Annotated in this window: 15 protein-coding genes; 1 reads left to right on the forward strand and 14 read right to left on the reverse strand. The window is 64.8% G+C overall.

The genetic code is table 11. The annotated features are described in order from the left end of the window. The first annotated feature begins 96 nt into the window (after nucleotides 1–96). Nucleotides 97–990: a LysR family transcriptional regulator gene (locus I6F12_RS04850; protein ID WP_036005748.1), complete on the forward strand. Its 894-nt coding sequence runs from the start codon at nucleotides 97–99 to the stop codon at nucleotides 988–990. A gap of 227 nt (nucleotides 991–1217) precedes the next feature. Here the strand turns inward: I6F12_RS04850 and I6F12_RS04855 are convergent, their stop codons facing one another. The 14 genes from I6F12_RS04855 to I6F12_RS04920 form a co-directional block, all read right to left on the reverse strand. Next, nucleotides 1218–3548, reverse strand: a complete 2331-nt coding sequence (locus I6F12_RS04855) for a PAS domain-containing sensor histidine kinase (RefSeq protein ID WP_225155618.1) — start codon at nucleotides 3546–3548, stop codon at nucleotides 1218–1220. Between the two features lie 215 nt (nucleotides 3549–3763). Further along, complete coding sequence (locus I6F12_RS04860) at nucleotides 3764–5137, reverse strand: cation-efflux pump (RefSeq protein ID WP_036005745.1); 1374 nt, start codon at nucleotides 5135–5137, stop codon at nucleotides 3764–3766. A 208-nt stretch (nucleotides 5138–5345) separates the two neighbouring features. Beyond that, nucleotides 5346–6317, reverse strand: a complete 972-nt coding sequence (locus I6F12_RS04865; protein ID WP_036005742.1) for a zinc-binding dehydrogenase — start codon at nucleotides 6315–6317, stop codon at nucleotides 5346–5348. A gap of 25 nt (nucleotides 6318–6342) precedes the next feature. Next, nucleotides 6343–7338, reverse strand: a complete 996-nt coding sequence (locus I6F12_RS04870; RefSeq protein ID WP_225155619.1) for a nitronate monooxygenase family protein — start codon at nucleotides 7336–7338, stop codon at nucleotides 6343–6345. Between the two features lie 311 nt (nucleotides 7339–7649). Further along, a complete protein-coding gene (locus I6F12_RS04875) occupies nucleotides 7650–8324 on the reverse strand; it encodes a hypothetical protein (protein WP_225155620.1) in 675 nt (224 codons plus the stop codon). Between the two features lie 54 nt (nucleotides 8325–8378). After that, nucleotides 8379–8582, reverse strand: coding sequence for a hypothetical protein (locus I6F12_RS04880; protein ID WP_109145865.1), 204 nt, complete (start codon nucleotides 8580–8582; stop codon nucleotides 8379–8381). Nucleotides 8583–9143: 561 nt separating this feature from the next. Then, nucleotides 9144–9926, reverse strand: coding sequence for a fumarylacetoacetate hydrolase family protein (locus I6F12_RS04885; protein ID WP_225144019.1), 783 nt, complete (start codon nucleotides 9924–9926; stop codon nucleotides 9144–9146). Continuing rightward, nucleotides 9926–10945, reverse strand: coding sequence for a 2-dehydropantoate 2-reductase (locus I6F12_RS04890; RefSeq protein WP_225155621.1), 1020 nt, complete (start codon nucleotides 10943–10945; stop codon nucleotides 9926–9928). The genes I6F12_RS04885 and I6F12_RS04890 overlap by 1 nt, the downstream gene beginning before the upstream one ends. 180 nt (nucleotides 10946–11125) lie before the next feature. After that, entirely contained in the window at nucleotides 11126–11554 is a 429-nt protein-coding gene (locus I6F12_RS04895; RefSeq protein WP_036005729.1) for a CBS domain-containing protein, read from the reverse strand. A gap of 175 nt (nucleotides 11555–11729) precedes the next feature. Next, a complete protein-coding gene (gene oxlT / locus I6F12_RS04900) occupies nucleotides 11730–13052 on the reverse strand; it encodes an oxalate/formate MFS antiporter (protein WP_225155622.1) in 1323 nt (440 codons plus the stop codon). A 244-nt stretch (nucleotides 13053–13296) separates the two neighbouring features. After that, nucleotides 13297–14589, reverse strand: coding sequence for an oxalate/formate MFS antiporter (oxlT, locus tag I6F12_RS04905; RefSeq protein ID WP_057030074.1), 1293 nt, complete (start codon nucleotides 14587–14589; stop codon nucleotides 13297–13299). 410 nt (nucleotides 14590–14999) lie between these two features. Next, nucleotides 15000–16499 carry a tripartite tricarboxylate transporter permease gene (locus I6F12_RS04910; RefSeq protein WP_036005721.1) on the reverse strand — a complete coding sequence of 500 codons (1500 nt, stop codon included), beginning with the start codon at nucleotides 16497–16499 and terminating at the stop codon, nucleotides 15000–15002. Nucleotides 16500–16541: 42 nt separating this feature from the next. Beyond that, complete coding sequence (locus I6F12_RS04915) at nucleotides 16542–17039, reverse strand: tripartite tricarboxylate transporter TctB family protein (RefSeq protein ID WP_036005718.1); 498 nt, start codon at nucleotides 17037–17039, stop codon at nucleotides 16542–16544. An 85-nt stretch (nucleotides 17040–17124) separates the two neighbouring features. Further along, on the reverse strand, nucleotides 17125–18129 hold the full coding sequence (locus I6F12_RS04920) for a tripartite tricarboxylate transporter substrate-binding protein (protein ID WP_036023325.1): 1005 nt from the start codon (nucleotides 18127–18129) through the stop codon (nucleotides 17125–17127). Nucleotides 18130–18173: the final 44 nt, after the last annotated feature.

An 18173-nucleotide genomic window follows, 5' to 3' on the forward strand; every position in this document is an offset into this window, starting at 1 on the left:
GGTCATGAAAGTTGGACCGGCTGCGGGTTTTTACGTGTTGGTGCAGGTCCGGCGTGCTAACTTGCATGCCAAGATGGAATCCGAGGGGACGACCGGTTGATCGACAAGCTTGAACTATTGCTGGCGCTGGCGAAGGAGCGGCATTTCGGACGCGCGGCCGAGGCCTGCGGCGTGACGCAACCGACGATGTCGACCGGGCTCAAGCAGCTCGAGGAAATTCTCGGCGTGATGCTGGTCCAACGCGGCTCGCGCTTTCAGGGATTTACGCCGGAAGGCGAGCGGGCGCTCGACTGGGCGCGGCGGATCGTGGGCGATGCCCGGGCGATGCGCGACGAGATCAACGGGCTGAAGCATCAGCTCTCCGGCGAGATCCGCATCGCGGCGGTCCCGACCGTGCTCGGCATGGTCGCCGCGCTGACGACGCCGTTCCGTGCCAAGCATCCGGAGGTGCGCTTCCGCATCCAGTCCACCACCTCGTCCGAGGTGCTGGGGCTGCTCGAAAATCTCGAGGTCGATGCGGGGCTGACCTATATCGAGAACGAGCCGATCGGCAAGGTGCGCACCATCCCGCTCTACAACGAGAGCTATCGCCTGCTCACCGCGCCGGACGCGATGTTCGGCGATCGCGAGACGGTGACCTGGACCGAGGTCGGCCAGGTGCCGCTGTGCCTCTTGACGCCAGACATGCAGAACCGCCGCATCATCGACCGCGCATTGCGATCGGTCGGCGCGGAGGCGACACCGACGTTGACGTCGAACTCGCTGCTGGTGCTGTTCACGCACGTCAAGACCGGACGCTGGGCGAGCGTGATGCCGGCCAAGCTCGCCGAGACACTCGGCCTGTCCGACACCGTGCGGTCGATCCCGATCGTCGACCCCGAAGTCAATTACAGCATCGGCCTGGTGATCCCGCAGCGCGATCCCATGACGCCACTGATCGCGGCTCTGGTCAACGTCGCGCGCGAAGTCGCGCCGACGCTGCAATCGTAAGCGGAAGGTCTTTTGGCTGAGCCGAGTGAACCGAGAGCTCTTCTTCCCCTCTCCCCTTGTGGGAGAGGGTGGCTCGCCGCGTAGCGGCGAGACGGGTGAGGGGTATCTCTCCTCCCGAAAGTATTGCGCGTGGATAGACACCCCTCATCCGGCGCTTCGCGCCACCTTCTCCCACAAGGGGAGAAGGGCATCCCAGATCGAAACTGACTCGATCGTTGCTCGCGGTTTTAAGCCGCAGCCGATATCCCCGATCCCGCCTTCACCGCATCCCGCGGCAGGGTCACGCGCACGACGGTGCCGACGTCGATCTTCGAGCGCAGGCGCATCGAGCCGCCGTGGAGCTGCGCCAGTGAGCGGGCGATGGCAAGGCCGAGGCCCGAGCCGTGATAGGTCTTGGTGAGCTGGCTCTCGACCTGCTCGAAGGGGCGCCCGAGCCGCGCCAGCGAATGCGGTGCGATGCCGATGCCGGTGTCGGCGATCATCAGCACGATCCTGTCGTCGAGCTGCCGGCTGCGCACCACGACGCGTCCGCCGTCCGGCGTGAACTTCACGGCGTTGGAGAGCAGGTTGACGATGATCTGCTTGGTGGCGCGGCGGTCGGCGACGACCGAGATGGATTTTGCGATGTCGGCATCGAGCGTCAGGTGCTTGTCCTGTGCGCGGCCGGTGACGACCCGCAAGGATTCGGCGAGTGTCTGCGCGAGGTCGAGCTCTTCCATGTCGAGCTTCATGCGGCCGGCCTCGATCTTGGACATGTCGAGGATGTCGTTGATGACCTCGAGCAGATAATGGCCGCTGGTCAGGATGTCCTGGCAATATTCCTGGTACTTCTCGCTGCCGAGCTCGCCGAACATGCCCGACCCCATGATCTCGGAGAAGCCAATGATGGCATTGAGCGGCGTGCGCAGCTCGTGGCTCATATTGGCGAGGAATTTCGACTTGGTCTGGTTGGCTTCCTCGGCGCGGGTCTTCTCGCGCTGGTACTTCTCGGCGAGGTCGGCGAGCTCGACCGCCTGGCGCTCCAGCGCGGCCTGCGAGCGCTTGAGGTCGATGACGGTGGCGCGCAGGCGCAGATCGTTGTCGACCAGCTTCTGCTCGTGCTCCTTGATGCGGGTGATGTCGGTGCCGACCGAGACGTAGCCGCCGTCCTTGGTGCGGCGCTCGCTGATGTGCAGCCAGCTGCCGTCGTCGAGCTGCGCCTCGAAGGTGCGCGCCCCCGGGCCCTGGGCCGCGGTCTCGTTGTGGCGGGTGCGCACCTCCGGCATGCGGCCGACTTCGAGCACGGTCTCGTAGGAGGTGCCGGGGATGACGGCGCTGTCGGGCAGCTTGTGCAGGCGCTGGAAGTGCGAGTTGCAGAGCACCAGGCGGTCGCTCGCATCCCACAGCACGAAGGCCTCCGGAATGGTCTCGATCGCGTCGCGCAGGCGGAGGTCGGCTTCCACGGTCTTTTCGGCGAGGCTCTTCTGCTCGGTGATGTCGACCGCGATCCCGATCAGGTGCACGCTGGAATCGGTCGCCCCGCGCGTCTTCTCGCAGCGGACGCGAAGCCAGATCCAGTGGCCGTCGACATGCTGCATGCGGAAGGTCTGGTCGATGTGGTCGATCTTCTCGGAGATGAGCTGGTCGGCGATCTCGAACAGGTCGATGTCGTCGGACTTCACCAGCGCATTGACCTCGCCGAAGGTGAGGAGCTCGTGGCGGCCGTCGAGGCCGAGCATCGAGAACATCGATTGCGACCAGAAGATCCGGCCGCGCGACAGGTCCCAGTCCCACAGCCCGCAGCGGCCGCGGTTGAGCGCGGTGTCGATCCGGCCGCGCACCGCGTCGTTGATGAGATCGCCTTCGCGGGCGCGGGTGGACTGCCAGTGGAAGGCGAAGCCCAGGATCAGGACGACGAAGCCCGTGGTCGCCGACAGCGTCACCGAGAGCGCGGCGTCCGAGCCCCAGATCGGCTCGTTGCGCTCCTGGATCACGGTGACGAAGCCTGGCAGTGACTTGATCTGTCGGGAGGTCGCCATCGCCGCATTGCCGCTCGGCAGCGTCATGTCGGAGACGCTGGCATCGCGTGGCGGCGCCGCGATCAGCTGCGCGGTCGTGATCGCATCCAGCAGGCGATCGTTGCCCGAGGGGTCGCTGTCGGCCGGGATGCGGGCAAGGATGCGGCGGTCGATGCCGGCGGAGGTAACGATGACGTGGCGGCCCGAAGCCGTGGCCCAGGACGGAATGAGATCGGGCAGCAGCGTCGGCAGGCTCTCGATGTTCTTGAGCCGCTCCTGCCGAACCGAGGAGAGGCGATCGATGCGCTCGGCGAGCAGGTCGGCGAGGGCCGATATGTCGTGGCGGATCACCAGCCGCTTCTGGCGCGTCTGATCGACCACCTGCACGAAGGCACCGAGGCAGATCGTGATCAGGAAGGCGATGATGAGCGTCGGCACGGCGCGACGCAGCGCCGGCTCCGCGATCAACAGCCGATGATAGGCAGGTTTCGCGATCGATTGCGCCAATCCCTTGATCGAATCGGATTGGACGCACGCGTTCGCGGCGTCTGCACGCGACATGCCTTCGGCCCCCTGAAAAACGAGTTCCGGAAGCAGCCCCACGTCACTTCCGAATCACAGCGATTTGAATCCAGTTTTCGCGGGCTGTCGAGAGTCAACGAATCGTTAACGCGAAATTATTCTTATCCAACACGCAGTTTGTGCGTCGCGCGTCCGCAAAGGCACGGGTGCAGCGAGTCCGAAACGAGAACGTGTGACTCGTCGCGCATTCTTCATCACGCCCGCGGCGGCTCGGCGTGGCTGATGACGCGCTTCACGCTCGGGAACGCGCGCCGCAACGCACGCTCGATCGCGTCGACATGCTCGTGCACCTTGATCACGCTCATCGACGGTGTTGCGCGGCAGTGGAAGTTGACGATCTCGCCGGCGTCGGTGTTGCGGACCCGCACATTGTGGATGTCGTGGATCTCGCTGCCGGCGGCATATTCCGTCAGCGCGGCGGCGATGGTCCGCACCCGGTCCGGCGTGGCATCGACCCCGAACGGAAGTTCCGGTTCCAGCGGCTCGATGTGAACGTCGACCTCGACGTCCTCGCCGAACTCCTCCTGGATGTTGCGCTCCAGCGTGTTGGCGATGTCGTGCGCGGCCTCGAGCTGCATGTTGGCATCGACCTCGAGGTCGATGCTGACGATCAGCTTGACGCCGAGATCGTGCACCGTGACGTGGTGGACGGCGAGGGCGGAATTGCGCGCGATCACCATGATGCGGTCGCGCACGGTCTCGTTGTCGCGCGCGACGGGCACTGCGGCGAAGGTAAGGTCGGCATCGCCGAAAGCCTTGGCGACGGCGGCCTGCGCGTTGCGCTTGATGTCCTCGACCCGGTCGATCGGATAGGTCCGCGGCACCTTCGCGATAGTGTCGATGAACGTGGTCGCTCCGACCATGCGCACGCGCAAGCGTTCGACGTCGATCACGCCGGGCACGCTGCGGATCGCCGCTTTGGCCTTCTCCTGCGCGCCTTCGGGAGCGCGATCGACCAGCGTCTGCACGGTCGAGCCGGCCATGCGCAGGCCGAGCGCTGCGATCATCACGGCAACCGCTGCGGCCGCCGCGGTGTCGCCCCACCAGAAGCCGAGCCCGGCCAGGATCAGGCCCACGATCACGGCGCAGGAGCCCATCACGTCCGAGGCGAAATGCAGCGCGTCGGCCGCCAAGGCCTGGCTTCTGGTCTCCCGCGCGGCATGGTGCAGGGCGCGGGCGCGCCAGAGATTGACGGCGATATCGATCACCAGCACCACGAACGGCACGGCCGAGATGGTCGGCGGCGGGGTTCCCTCGCGCAGCCGGCTATAGGCCTCAACCAGGATGCCCCCAGCCAGCACGTAGAGCAGGGCGGTGACGCCGAGCGCGGAGATGCTTTCCAGCTTGCCGTGGCCGTAATGGTGCTCCTCGTCGGCGGGCTTGTCGGACACCCGCACCACCGCCCAGGTGATGATGGTCGCAACCAGGTCGATCAGGGAATGCAGAGCTTCCGAGATCAGCGCCAGCGAGCCGATCGCGATCCCGACCGCGAACTTGGCCGCCGCCATGCCGCCGCTGGCGAAGATCGAGATGGCCGCGACCGAGGTTTTGTCATGCTGGGAGGTCATGGGCGGGGATTTAGCAGCCCCGTGTGGGACATCAAGCGATGATCCACAGGATGTAGTCGCTAGTGAGTTGCAGGAGCGGTCTACGCCTTGCTCCGGCCCCGTAGGGTGGGCAAAGGCGCGTTAGCGCCGTGCCCACCATTCGTCCGCGATGGATGCAGATCGTGGGCACGCTTCGCTTTGCCCACCCTACCGGGCCGCTGCCGGCGCCCTACGGCACCGTCACCACGATCTTCCCCAGATGCTTGTTCGCTTCCATGTGCTCGAACGCCTTGTCGATGTCGTCGAACGCGAACACCTTGTCGATCGGCAGTTGCAGCTTGCGCGATTCCACCGCGCCCCAGATGTCCCTGCGGACCTGGGCAAAGATCTCGCGGACCTCCTCGATGGTACGGGTACGGAAGGTGACGCCGACATAGTCGATGCGGCGGGCCGCGTGCAGGTCGAAATTGAAGTCGGCATGGGTGCCGCCGAGGCGGCCGACATTGACGATGCGGCCCTTGATCTTCGTCGCGGCGAGGTTCTGGTTGGCGACCTTGCCCGAGACCTGGTCGACGACGAGGTCGACGCCTTCGCCGTTCGTCGCCTTCAGCGCCTCGTCGACCCATTTCGGATCGGAGCTGTCGACGGCGAGGTCGGCGCCATACTCCTTCAGCCGGCCGCGGCGATACGCGTCGGTGGACGAGCCGATCACCAGCTTCGCGCCCTTGAGCCGGGCGATCTGCATTGCCATCAGCCCGACGCCGGAGCTCGCACCCTGGACCAGCACGCTCTGGCCAGCCTGCACCCCGCCGATCGTGACGACGGCGTTGTGCATGGTCGCGAGCGCGACGGGGAGGGTGGCGGCCTCCTCGAAATTCATGTTCGACGGCGTGTGGAGCAGCCGGCCGTGATCGGCCAGCGTATATTCGGCGAACGCCGCGCCGCCCGATCCCATGATGCGGTCGCCGATCTTCACGCCCTTCGCATCGGGCCCGAGCTCGGCGACCTCACCGGCCCATTCCATGCCCAGCACGGTGCCGACGCCGCCGGCCGCGCCATGGGCGTGGCCCTTGCGCATGCCGGTGTCGGCGCGATTGAGGCCGCAGGCGCGAACGCGGACGAGCACCTGCGTGCCTTTGGGCTTTGGTTGAGCGACGTCGGAAATCCCCGCGCCTTCAGGGCCGTAGACGTAGGCTTTCATGCAATACTCTCACGTCTTGCAGTGATTATTCCGCCGCTTCGCGTTGTGACTGAACGATCATCCCCTCGAGCCGGCTGCGAATGATCGCCTCCGCCTCGCGCACGATGCGGGAGACGAGCTCGGCACAGCTCGGGATGTCCTGGATCAGGCCCTGCACCTGGCCGGCCGACCAGATGCCTTCGTCGGAATTGCCGGTGGCATAGACCATCTTGCCGCGGGCACCGGCGACGAGCTCGCGGATGTCCTCGAACTTGGCGCCTTCCTTCTCCATCGCGACGACCTTGGTCGAGACCGCGTTCTTGGCCACGCGCGAGGTGTTGCGCATGGTGCGGAAGATCAGCTCGGTCTCGCGCTCGTCATTGGCGACGATCTTCTCCTTGATGAGCTGATGGATCGGGCTCTCCTTGGTGGCCATGAAACGGGTGCCCATGTTGATGCCCTCGGCTCCCAGCGCCAGCGCCGCGACCAGGCCGCGGCCATCGGCAAAGCCGCCCGAGGCGATCATCGGAATCTTGATCTTGTCGGCGGCGGCCGGGATCAGGATCAGGCCGGGCGTGTCGTCCTCGCCGGGATGGCCGGCGCATTCGAAGCCGTCGATCGAGATGGCGTCGACGCCCATCCGCTCGGCCGAGAGCGCGTGGCGGACGCTGGTGCATTTGTGCACGACCTTGACGCCGTGCTTTTTGAACTCGTCGACATGCTCCTGCGGCTTGTTGCCGGCGGTCTCGACCACCTTGATGCCGCTCTCGATGATCGCGGCGCGGTACTCGGCATAGGGCGGCGGCTTGATCGCCGGCAGGATGGTGAGGTTGACGCCGAACGGCTTGTCCGTGAGGTCGCGGCAGCGCGCGATCTCCTTGGTCAGGTCCTCCGGCGTCGGCTGGGTCAGCGCGGTGATGAAGCCGAGCGCGCCGGCATTGGCGACCGCGGCGACCAGCTCGGCGCGTCCGACCCATTGCATGCCGCCCTGAACGATCGGGTGCTGGACGCCGAAGAGCTTAGTGAACCGTGTCTGCAACATGATCTGTTTCCCCCGCGCCCCGCGTGGCGCTTTGTTCTCGGTTGATGGCGGCAGGATGCCGCTGGGGGTGGGAAAAGTCTATTGCGCCGCCCGGCGGGGCGACCATGCGGAAGGCGAGGAGATTCCGCGGGGCGGATAATTGGGGTGCGCTGCTGCCTGATGAGGGCAAGCTCTTTCCTCAAACTCGGCCGTCATACCCCGCGAAGGCGGGGTATCCAGTACGCCGCGACCTCTCGGCTCTACCCTCGCAGTCTCTGGAATACTGGATTGCCCGCCTCCGCGGGCAATGACACCGAGTATGGGGCGAAGAGCTACTTCGCCGACAGCCGCACCATCTGGCGCCCGCCGTTCATTTCCTTGAGGCTGTTGACGAAGTTTTCCGGGCGCTGCCAGCGATGGGGGACCTTCAATCCCATGAACTCCGCGATGTCGCCGATGAAGCCGGTACAGTTTATGGTCTCGGCATTCCAGACTGGAGAGCTGGCCTGCAACTCCTTGATGTAGGCGAACACGCGCTTGGCGTCGGCTTCGTTGAGATAGACCCGATAGCTCGCGGTCAGATATTCCGGATCGAGATCGCCGTAGCTGGCGCCGGTCTCGGATGGCACAAAGGTGATGTGACCGAGCACGTAAGCGAGCGTATCGCCCGCCGGCGTCAGGCCCGCAACCTCGACGGCCTTCTCGCTGGTCTTGCCGTACCAGACGAAGGCATGGCCCCAGCTCGCAGCCGTGCGGGCGCGGAAGTCGACGTAATAGGGGCCTTTCTCCGCCCGCGCGACCGAGCGCCGCGTCGATTGCGGCTGTGGCCGCGAGGCAGTGTCGGTCGTAGCAAGCGCGTTCGCATCGGCAACGCGCCTGTTGGTCTGCTTGTCGGTCTGCTTGTCGGTCTCATGGGCCGAGGCCGAGGGCGTCGTGCATGAGAGCATAGCTGCAAGAGCGAAGCCCGCGAGGATGCAGGATCCCGATCGACCAGCTTTGTTCGTCACGCTATTCCCCCTCGACCATCGAGCGCAAATGTCTGACGCGTATTTCGCTGCGCGTCAGTAGCGCGCGGCGACCGGGCCCGGCGCCTTGCCGATCGGGGCCTTTCCAATCGGGCTCTTGCCGATCGGCATCTTGCCGATTGGCGCCTGCTCGCCCGGATAGGCTGGCACCGGCTGCCGGCGCGGCAGATCCGCAGCGTTTGCAGCCGTCGCAAAAGCAAGCGTGGCACCCAGAGCAAATACAATCTTCTTCACAGTGATACCCCTAGAAGGTTTGGTCCAAACACGGTCATGCCGTGCCCCCAGACACGCCTCCCAAAAGGGCGGCCGAATGCGTCCAAGTTGCGGCGCGCACGGGACATGTTGGCGGCATTGCTCGGGCGCGCGAAGATGTGATGTGTCTGGATGTTTCGGAGCGCGACCGACCCTTGGTGCCGACGGGGGCCCGCTGGGCTTGCCGGGAGCGCGCAGCACCGGGATTCCGTCAACGCCAGGCGCTGCGGGAAGATGCGAGGTGGCGCCCACGTCCCTGTGCCGGCCCGCTTGCACCCAGGCCAGCCGCCAGCGCTAGGACGAAGCAACGTGCCCTGGGGCTATCGCTTCCCGAGCAAGTTCGACCGAATCCTATCGGCGAACCAGACCACGAAGATCGCGGCGAACGAGAGAGCGAAGTACAGCACGGTCCACAGCAGTGCGTTGCCGGCATTCGACATGTGCGTCCTCCCTTGCATCAGAAATCAATCTCTTGCCGGGAGGGTAGCCTTGGCCGCGACGGCGGGTTTGCGCCAGATCAATTTTGCTGCTCTGCGGCGGCGAAAAAGTCTACAGCCGAAATTCGTTGGTGAGCTCGCCGATGCCGTCGATCGCGACGGTCACCGTGTTCACGGGCTCCTTCATCACGCCGACGCCGATCGAGGTGCCGACCGCGATGAGGTCGCCGGGCGAGAGGGTCATGTCGTGCGAGATCCTGCTCACCAGCTCCTGCGCGCTGAAGATCATGTCCGAGATCGGGTAGTTCTGCCGCTCCGCGCCGTTGAGGATGGTGCGAACCGTGAGTTTTGCCGGATCGAGACCGGTCGCGATCACGGGGCCGAACGGGCCGTAATCGTCGATGCCCTTGGCGCGGGCCCATTGGGCGAAGGTGGGGTCGCGCGTCAGGATGTCGTTGGCGGTAATGTCGTTGACGCAGGTGTAGCCGAAGATGAAGCCGTCGGCCTCATCTGGCGAGACACGGGCGCAGGTCCTGCCGATGACAATGCCGAGCTCGCCCTCATAGGTGGTCTTGCCGTCGTAATAAGAGGGGCGGCGGATCACGGCGCCGGGTGCGGCGATGCTGGTGGTGGCCTTGAGCAGGTACAGCGGCTCCGGCGGTTCAGGCTGGTTCAGCTTGGCCGCGAGCGCGTGGAAATTATTCCAGAGCGCGACGATCTTGCTGGGCACGCAGGGCGCAAGCAGCTCGACCTCCGAGAGCGCCAAAATCTTGCCCGTTGCGGCGTTGCGACCGAACATGTCGCCCTCGTGCACGGTGATGCCGGAGGACGTCAGCGTGCCGAAGCCCGTCGTCCCGGCATGGCGGAAGCGCAGCCATTTGGTCACGCTCGTCATCACGCAACCGCCAGTGCGCGCGAATCAGCCGGTGTCGAGACGCCGTCATAGAGGCCGGCGATGCGGGCGCGCTGCGTCACCATGGCCAGCACCGAATCGAGCGCGGGCGTGGCGATGCCGGTGAGCCGGCCCATCTCCTGCACCACGGTGACGAGCGGATCGATCTCCATCGGGCGGCCGCGCTCGAGATCCTGCAGCATCGAGGTCTTGTGCGCGCCAACCTTGCGCGCCCCCTCGATGCGGCGCTCGACGTCGACGCGGAACTTGACGCCGAAGGTCTCGGCGATGGCTTGCGTCTCCACCATGATCGCGCGCGACAGCGCGCGCGTGGCGGGATCGGTGCAGATCACGTCGAGCGTGGCGTGGGTCAGCGCGCTGATCGGGTTGAAGCAGACATTGCCCCAAAGCTTCAACCAGATCTCGTCGCGGATGCGGTCGAGCACGGGAGCCTTCAGGCCGGCGGCGGCGAAGAGATCGGCGAGGCGCTGCACGTCGGAGGTGATCTCGCCCGAGGGCTCGCCGAGCGGAAAGTTGTTGCCGTAGACGTGGCGGATCACGCCGGGCGCCTCGATCTCGGTGGCGGGATAGACGATGCAGCCGATGGCGCGCTCGGCCCCCAGCTCACCCCACTGCCGGCCGCCGGGATCGATGCTCTCCAGCGTCGAGTTCTCGTATTGGCCGCCGTGCTTGTAGAAGTACCAATAGGGAATGCCGTTGACGGCGGTGACGATGCGGGTGTGAGGCCCGAGCAGCGGCTGCATCTTTTCAATTACGCCGGTGATCGAATGGGCCTTCAGCGTGATGATGATGAAGTCCTGCACGCCGAGCTCGGTGGGGTCATCGGTGCAGCGCGGATGAACGGTGTGCTTTTCCTCGCCCGCGAGCAGTGTCAGGCCGCGCTCGCGCATGGCGGCAAGGTGCGCGCCGCGTGCGATCAGGCTGACGTCGGCGCCCGCGCGCGCGAGCTGAACCCCGAGATATCCGCCGATCGCGCCGGCGCCGTAGATGCAGATCTTCATGAAATCCTCGCGAGCAGAGACGGATTTTGGGACGAAAGATCCGGTCCGGCTCGGAAGGATCCGAGCCGGGGCCGGCAGTCGCAGGGGGAAGTTTTGCCGCTCTAAAGCGCGATGCGCTTTAGTCTATTGTTTGAGCATGATCTTGTCGGAAAACCGCTGCGCGCTTTTCCGGATCATGCTTTAAGCCGCCGCTTGCGGCGTGCCGTTGAGCGCCTCGTCCATCGCCGCGGCGATGTCGCGCATGCTGATGACGGAGACGAGGCTGTAATCGTCGATCACGGGCAGATGGCGGATATGATGACGGTTCATCAGATGCCGGACGTGCTCGATCGTGTCGGTGGAGGTGCAGGACACCAGCTGCTGCACCGAGACCAGCTGGGAGACTTTGACGTTGACGGCGCCCGCGCCGTGCTCGGCGACGGCGCGCACCACGTCGCGCTCGGTGAACATGCCGACCGCGGTGTTGCCCTCGGAGCGGACCACATCCTTGACCACCAGCGCGCTGATATTGTTGGCGCGCATCAGCTTGGCCGCGATCCCCACCGTTTCGTTCATACGCACCGTGACAACGCGCGGCGTCTTCTTGCGCAGAATGTCTCCGACCAGCATTGCAACCTCCCTGGGTGAGTGGTGAGGAAGTGTGGTATACATAATGCCAATCGTCAAGCGCTGGATTTGGCGGATCCGAAAAATCTTGCGACAGGCGTACTGACATTATCGCCGTGCCCCAAAAAGAAAGGGGCGCATCGCTGCGCCCCTTCGCAAGCCGGCAAGGTGCGGCGCCTTACGCCGTCTCGGTCTTGGCGGTTCCGCTTGCGGTCTCCGTGCGCTCGGCTTCCTGGCCGAGGATGAAGGCGCGGCGCAGCGGCTTGATCACGAGCAGCGCCATCAGCGCCGCCGTGGCGTTCAGCGCCACCGCCACCACGAATACGGCCTTCCAGCCATAGGCGGTCGAGATCACGCTCGCGAGCGGGACGAGCAGGGAGGCCGTGCCCTTCGCGGTGTAGAGCATGCCGTTGTTGGTGGTTGCGAACTTCGCACCGAAGGTGTCGCCGCAGGTCGCGGGGAACAGCGAATAGATCTCGCCGAACACGCCGAAATAAACCGCGGTGGCCAGCACGAAGACGACAGGCACCTGGCCATAGGCCGAGAGCGTCAGCAGCATCAAGGCCGCGGTGCCGAAGGCGATGAACATGGTGGGCTCGCGGCCGATCGTGTCGGAGACCCAGCCGAAGAAGGGTCGCCCGAATCCGTCGAAGATGCGGTCGAGCGAGATCGCGAAGGTCAGCGCCGCCATCTGGAAGCCGGCGAGCGTCACCGGCTTGTCGGCGATCTTGAAGTCGTGTGCGATCGGGGCGATCTGCGCCGCAGTCATCAGTCCGCCGGAAGCGACCATGACGAAGACGAGATACATCGCCCAGAAAACAGGGCTGCGCAGCACTTGCGGCGGGGTGAAATCGATCCTGGTCTGCGGCAGGTTGATCTGCTTCTTCTTCGGCGGAATGGAGAGGCGCGGCGGCTGGATGAAGAAGGCGAGCACGAACACGACGAGGCCCTGGGCGATGCCGAAGGTGAGGAAGGCGTGCTGATAGCCGCTCGAGGCGATCATGCTCGCGATCGGCACGATGGTGATCGCGGCCCCTGCGCCGAAGCCGGCGGCGGTCGCGCCCGCCGCGAGGCCGCGGCGGTCGGGAAACCATTTCAGCGCGTTGCCGACGCAGGTGCCGTACACGGCACCCGCGCCCATGCCGCCGACGATCGCCGCCGCATAGAGCAGGGTGAGGCTGTCAGCGGAGGCGTCGAGGATCCAGGACAGTGCGATCATCACGCCGCCGAACATGATGACGATGCGCGGGCCGTATTTGTCGACGAACCAGGCCTCGACCGGCACCAGCCAGGTCTCGGTGACGACGAAGATGGTGAAGGCGAGCTGGATCGCGGTGCGCCCCCAGTGGTGGGCGGCATCGATTGGATCGACGAACAGCGTCCAGCCATATTGCAGATTGGCGATCATCGCCATGCAGACGATGCCCATGCCGAGCTGGAGCCAGCGGAAACCGGTGCGAAGCGGCGCGGCGGTGACGGCGCCGTCCGGGCTGGAAATCATCGAGAACCTCCCAGCGCCTGATTGTCCGTGACACAGGATCGCAAGACGACCTGGTGTCGCGAGTATTGTGGCTTATCGTCGCAGGCGCGACGCGGAGATTGGTATACGATATTCCAGATTGCAAGCCCTAACTTGTCACTTCTTGGTGGCTCCGCCCGCGCCCCGGCGAGGCGATGCGACGATCGCCAAAGAAAAACGCCCGGCCGTGAGGCCGGGCGTCGTGCTTGCTGAATTGTATCGCCGGTCAGATCGTCGATTTCGCGACCACGATCTTGCGCCAGGGCTTGAGCACCGCGATCGCCAGCACCGAAGCCAGGATGTTGGCGCCGGCCGCGATGATGAACACGCTGTCCCAGGTCCCCGATGTCTGCTGCATGTAGTTGGCGATCGGCACCAGCAGCGCGGCGGTGCCCTTCGCGGTGTAGAGCAGGCCGGCATTGGTGGTCGCGAACTTGGTGCCGAACGTGTCGGTGCAGGTCGAGGGGAATAGCGAGTAGATCTCACCCCAGGCGAAGAACACGAAGCCCGAGAGCAGCACGAACCAGACCGGATCGTGACCCCAGAGGTAGAGCATCCAGATGCCGAACCCTTCCATGCCGAAGGCGATGAACATCGTGTTCTCGCGGCCGATCATGTCGGAGATCCAGCCGAAGAACGGACGCGTCAGGCCGTTGAGCACGCGGTCGATCGTGGCGGCGAAGGTCACCGCCGTCATCGTCACCGCCATCAGCGTCACAGGGACGCTGTCGACCTTCCAGTCAACCGCGATCGGCTTCAGGTTCGCGGTGACCATCAGTCCACCCGCGCCGACGATCACGAACATGAAGTACATCAGCCAGAAGATCGGCTGGCGCAGCACTTCGGTCGGCTGATAGTTGCGCCGGGTCTGGATGATATTGGCATTCGCCACCACGTGCGGCACCTGGCCCGCTTTCGGCGCGAGCAGGAAGAAGGCGAGGAGGCAGATGATGATGCCTTGCCCGAGGCCGAAATAGAGGAAGGTGGTCTGGAATCCGCTGTCCTTGATCATGGCCTGGATCGGCGCCACGGTCAGCGCGGAGCCTGCCCCGAAGCCGGCCGCCGTGATGCCGGCCGCAAGACCGCGCTTGTCCGGAAACCATTTCAGCGCGTTGCCGACGCAGGTGCCGTAGACGCCGCCGGCGCCGATGCCTGCGATGATCATGCCGAGATAGTAGCCGTTCAGCGAGGTCGCCTGCGCGTTGATCGCCCAGCCGATAGCGCAGAGCACGCCGCCGACCAGCACCACGATGCGCGGGCCGTATTTGTCGACGAACCATCCTTCAACCGGCACCAGCCAGGTCTCGAACAACACGAAGAGCGTGAAGGCCCATTGGATCGAGGCACGATCCCAGCCGAACGTCTTCTGGATGTCGGGGACGAAGAACGTCCAGCCATATTGGTAGTTGGCGATCATCACCATCGCCGCCACACCGATCGCCAATTGCGCCCAGCGATAGGCATCGCTTACGCGCGCGGCACTCGGGGCCGCTGCTGCCGACTGCACCATGTCCGTCATCAAAAACCCTCCCAAACGCGCCCATCATTTTTATGCATGCGCTGGCGCGCACTCTGGTATGCAATATGCCAAGATTCAAGCGAGGACGGGAGGGTGCGGCGAAATAGCGCGGGCTTGTTCACATGCGCTATGAGCGCGGAAATGTAAAGCCCGATCGCGTCGGCGTGATGGCGGCGATTGCAGTTGATTAAAGCTAAGAGGCTGTTTTTACAGCGCTTTATCTCAGATCGGCGACGTCGCGGGGCGTTGTTGAAAGCCTATGCACTTGGCGTTCTTGCAGGCCTGCATTGGTCGCGTGCGCCGAGGCGCCGTCGGCGGGGGGACGGCGCAATCTCTGGAATTCTATATTCCAGAAGTCTGGAGTGCGGCAATTTGGCGTCGGTACCGATGCGGATTGCGCAGATCCCGCCTCACGCCATCGACGTGCGCAGCCGGCTGTAGCCTTCCTGGATCGCGGACCAGAACAGGGCGACCAAGCCGAGCGCCATGATGGTGCTGACGAGGCCGTTGGAGAAGAACACCCCGAGCGATCCTTGCGAGCCCAGCAGCGATTGTCGGAAGGCTTCCTCGGCCTTGTCGCCGAGCACGATGGCGAGCACCAGCGGCGCGAGCGGGTAATTGCACTTCTTCAGGAGATAGCCGATCACGCCGAACACCAACATCAGCATCACGTCGAAGGTGCTGTTGTGCACCGAATAGGCGCCGATCGCGCAGAGCACCAGGATCAACGGCGCGATGATGCCGAAGGGTACGCGCAGGATCGCGGCGAAGATCGGCACGCAGGTGAGTACGACGATGAGCCCGACGAGATTGCCGAGATACATCGAGGCGATCAGGCCCCAGACGAATTCCTTCTGCTCGACGAACAGCATCGGGCCAGGCTGCAGGCCCCAGATCAAGAGGCCGCCGAGCAGCACGGCGGCGGTCGGCGAGCCCGGCACGCCGAGCGACAGCATCGGCAGCAGCGCCGCGGTGCCGGCGGCATGTGCGGCCGTCTCCGGCGCGATCACGCCCTCGATCTCGCCCTTGCCGAAATTGTTGCCGCGTCGCGCCAGCCGCTTGGCGATGCCGTAGCTCATGAAGGAAGCAGGCGTCGCGCCGGCCGGGGTGACGCCCATCCAGCAGCCGATCAGGCAGGACCGCAGCGATGTCATCCAATAGGCGGGCAACTCGCGCCAGGTCTGGAGCACGACACGAAGGTTGATGCTGGCTTTGCCGCCGCGGAAGGCGAGCCCTTCCTCCATGGTCAGCAGGATTTCGCCGATGCCGAACAGGCCGATCACGGCGATCAGGAAGTCGAAGCCGTTGAGCAGTTCGGTGATGCCGAAGGTCAGCCGCAATTGTCCGGTGATCGAGTCCAGTCCGACGGCCGCGAGCGCAAAGCCGATCATCATTGCGGCGATGGTCTTGAACGGCGGCTCCTTGCTGAGGCCGACGAAGGAGCAGAAGGCGAGGAAATACACCGCGAACTTCTCCGCCGGCCCAAATCGAAGCGCAAAGCCCGCGACGAGCGGCGCAACCAGCGTGATCATGACGACGGCAAACAGCGCGCCGACGAAGGAGGAGGTAAAGGCCGCCGTCAGGGCCTCGCCGGGCTTGCCCTGCTGGGCCATCGGATAGCCGTCGAAGGTGGTCGCCACCGACCATGGCTCGCCAGGGATGTTGAACAGGATCGAGGTGATGGCTCCCCCGAACAATGCGCCCCAATAGATGCAGGACAGCATGATGATGGCCGATGTCGGCGGCATGCTGAAGGTCAGCGGAAGCAGGATCGCGACGCCGTTGGCGCCCCCGAGCCCCGGCAGCACGCCGATGAGGACGCCGAGCGTGATGCCGATCACCATCAGCATGATGTTGTAGGGCTGCAGGGCGACCGCGAAGCCGTGAAACAGATTGGCCAACTCTTCCATGTCAAAACGTCCTGCAGCAGCAATTGAATGGGTGGATGGGTCTCACAGGCCGAGCCATTCCTCGAGCGGCCCCTTGGGCAGAGGGACGAGGAACCAGCGCTCGAAAACGAGGTAAGTCACGACCGGCATGCCGACCGCCACCGCTGCGACGGTCAGCCAGCGATAGCCGCCGAGCCAGCGCATGAACCAGGCGATGAAGAGCATCGAGCCGACGTAAAGGCCGATGAACGGCATTGTGCCGACGTAGATGGCGGTCGGCACCACGACGCTCATGACCTGGCGCAGCTGCCCCCATTCGGCGAACAACCGTCCGTCGTCGTCGCGCTGCGCGTTCCAGACGTTGATCGCACTCGCCGCGACGATGGCCGCGCCGATATAGAACGGGAAAAATCCGGCGCGCGGCCCCTCCGGGCCCCAATTGATGCCGGCCTTGAGGCTGCCGAAGATCACGATGAGGCCGAACACGCCGATCAGCAGCCCCATGCCGATTTCCAGCGTCTTGTGGGCGGGGCCGGATTCGGCTCGGGATCGTTCAGTCATGAGGCCTCCAGGCGGAAATGCAGTCTTTCGCAGTCGCTGCCGGCGCGAGGACGCGCAGCATCCTCGGCCGTCATCGATGCCAGGCTCAATTCGATGCGAGGAAGCCGGCTTCCTTCATCAGGCTTTCGTGCCGCTTCTCCTCCGCCTCGATCCACTTGGCGTAATCGGCGCCGGTCAGGAAGGTCGTGTTGAAGGCGCCGCTCTTCATGAACTCCTGCCATTCCGGCGTGGCGCGCACCTTCTTGAACAGCTCGACGTAATATTCGACCTGGTCCTTCGTGGCCTTGGGCGACATGAAGATGCCGCGCAGCATGAGATATTCCATCGCAAGGCCCTGCGACTTGCAGGTCGGAATATCCTTCCAGGCCTTGCCGTCGGCGATCGGCTCGTCATAGGCCATCGGCTGGGCGTCGAACACGCAGAGCGGACGGAGCTTGCCGCCGCGCCATTGCGCGACCGCCTCGATCGGGTTGTTGACGGTCGAATCGACGTGGTTGCCGACCAGCTGCACCGCGACTTCGCCGCCGCCCTTGTAGGGAATGTAGGTGAACTTGGCGTCGATGGCCTTCTCGATCCCGACCGTGATGATCTGGTCTTCCTGCTTGGACCCGGTGCCGCCCATCTTGAACGTGCCGCTTGGTGCCTTCTTCGCGGCCTCAACATAGTCCTTGACGGAGCTGTACGGCTTCTCGGCATTGACCCAGAGCACGAACTCGTCGAGCGCGAGCATCGCGACCGGAGTCAAATCCTTCCAGTTGAAGGGGATGCCCGTCGCCAGCGGCGTCGTGAACAGGTTCGACAGCGTGATGATGATCTTGTGCGGATTGTTCGCCGACGTCTTCACATCGAGGAAGCCTTCACCGCCTGCGCCGCCGGCCTTGTTGATGACGACCAGCGGCTGCTTCATCAGATTGTGCTTGGTGACGATGCCCTGGATGGTGCGCGCCATCTGGTCGGCGCCGCCTCCGGTACCCGCGGGCACGATGAACTCGACCGGACGGACCGGCTCCCAGGCGGCACGGCTTGCGGTGCTGCTCGCGCACGACATCACCATTGCCGCCAACGCGACATTCAGAACGAATGGCTTCATCTTGTTCACTCCCTGTCGAACCCTCAACGCAGCCGCTCTTTGTC

The sequence above is a fragment of the Bradyrhizobium sp. IC4059 genome, from assembly GCF_020193615.1.
GTDB classification, from domain to species: Bacteria; Pseudomonadota; Alphaproteobacteria; order Rhizobiales; family Xanthobacteraceae; genus Bradyrhizobium; species Bradyrhizobium yuanmingense.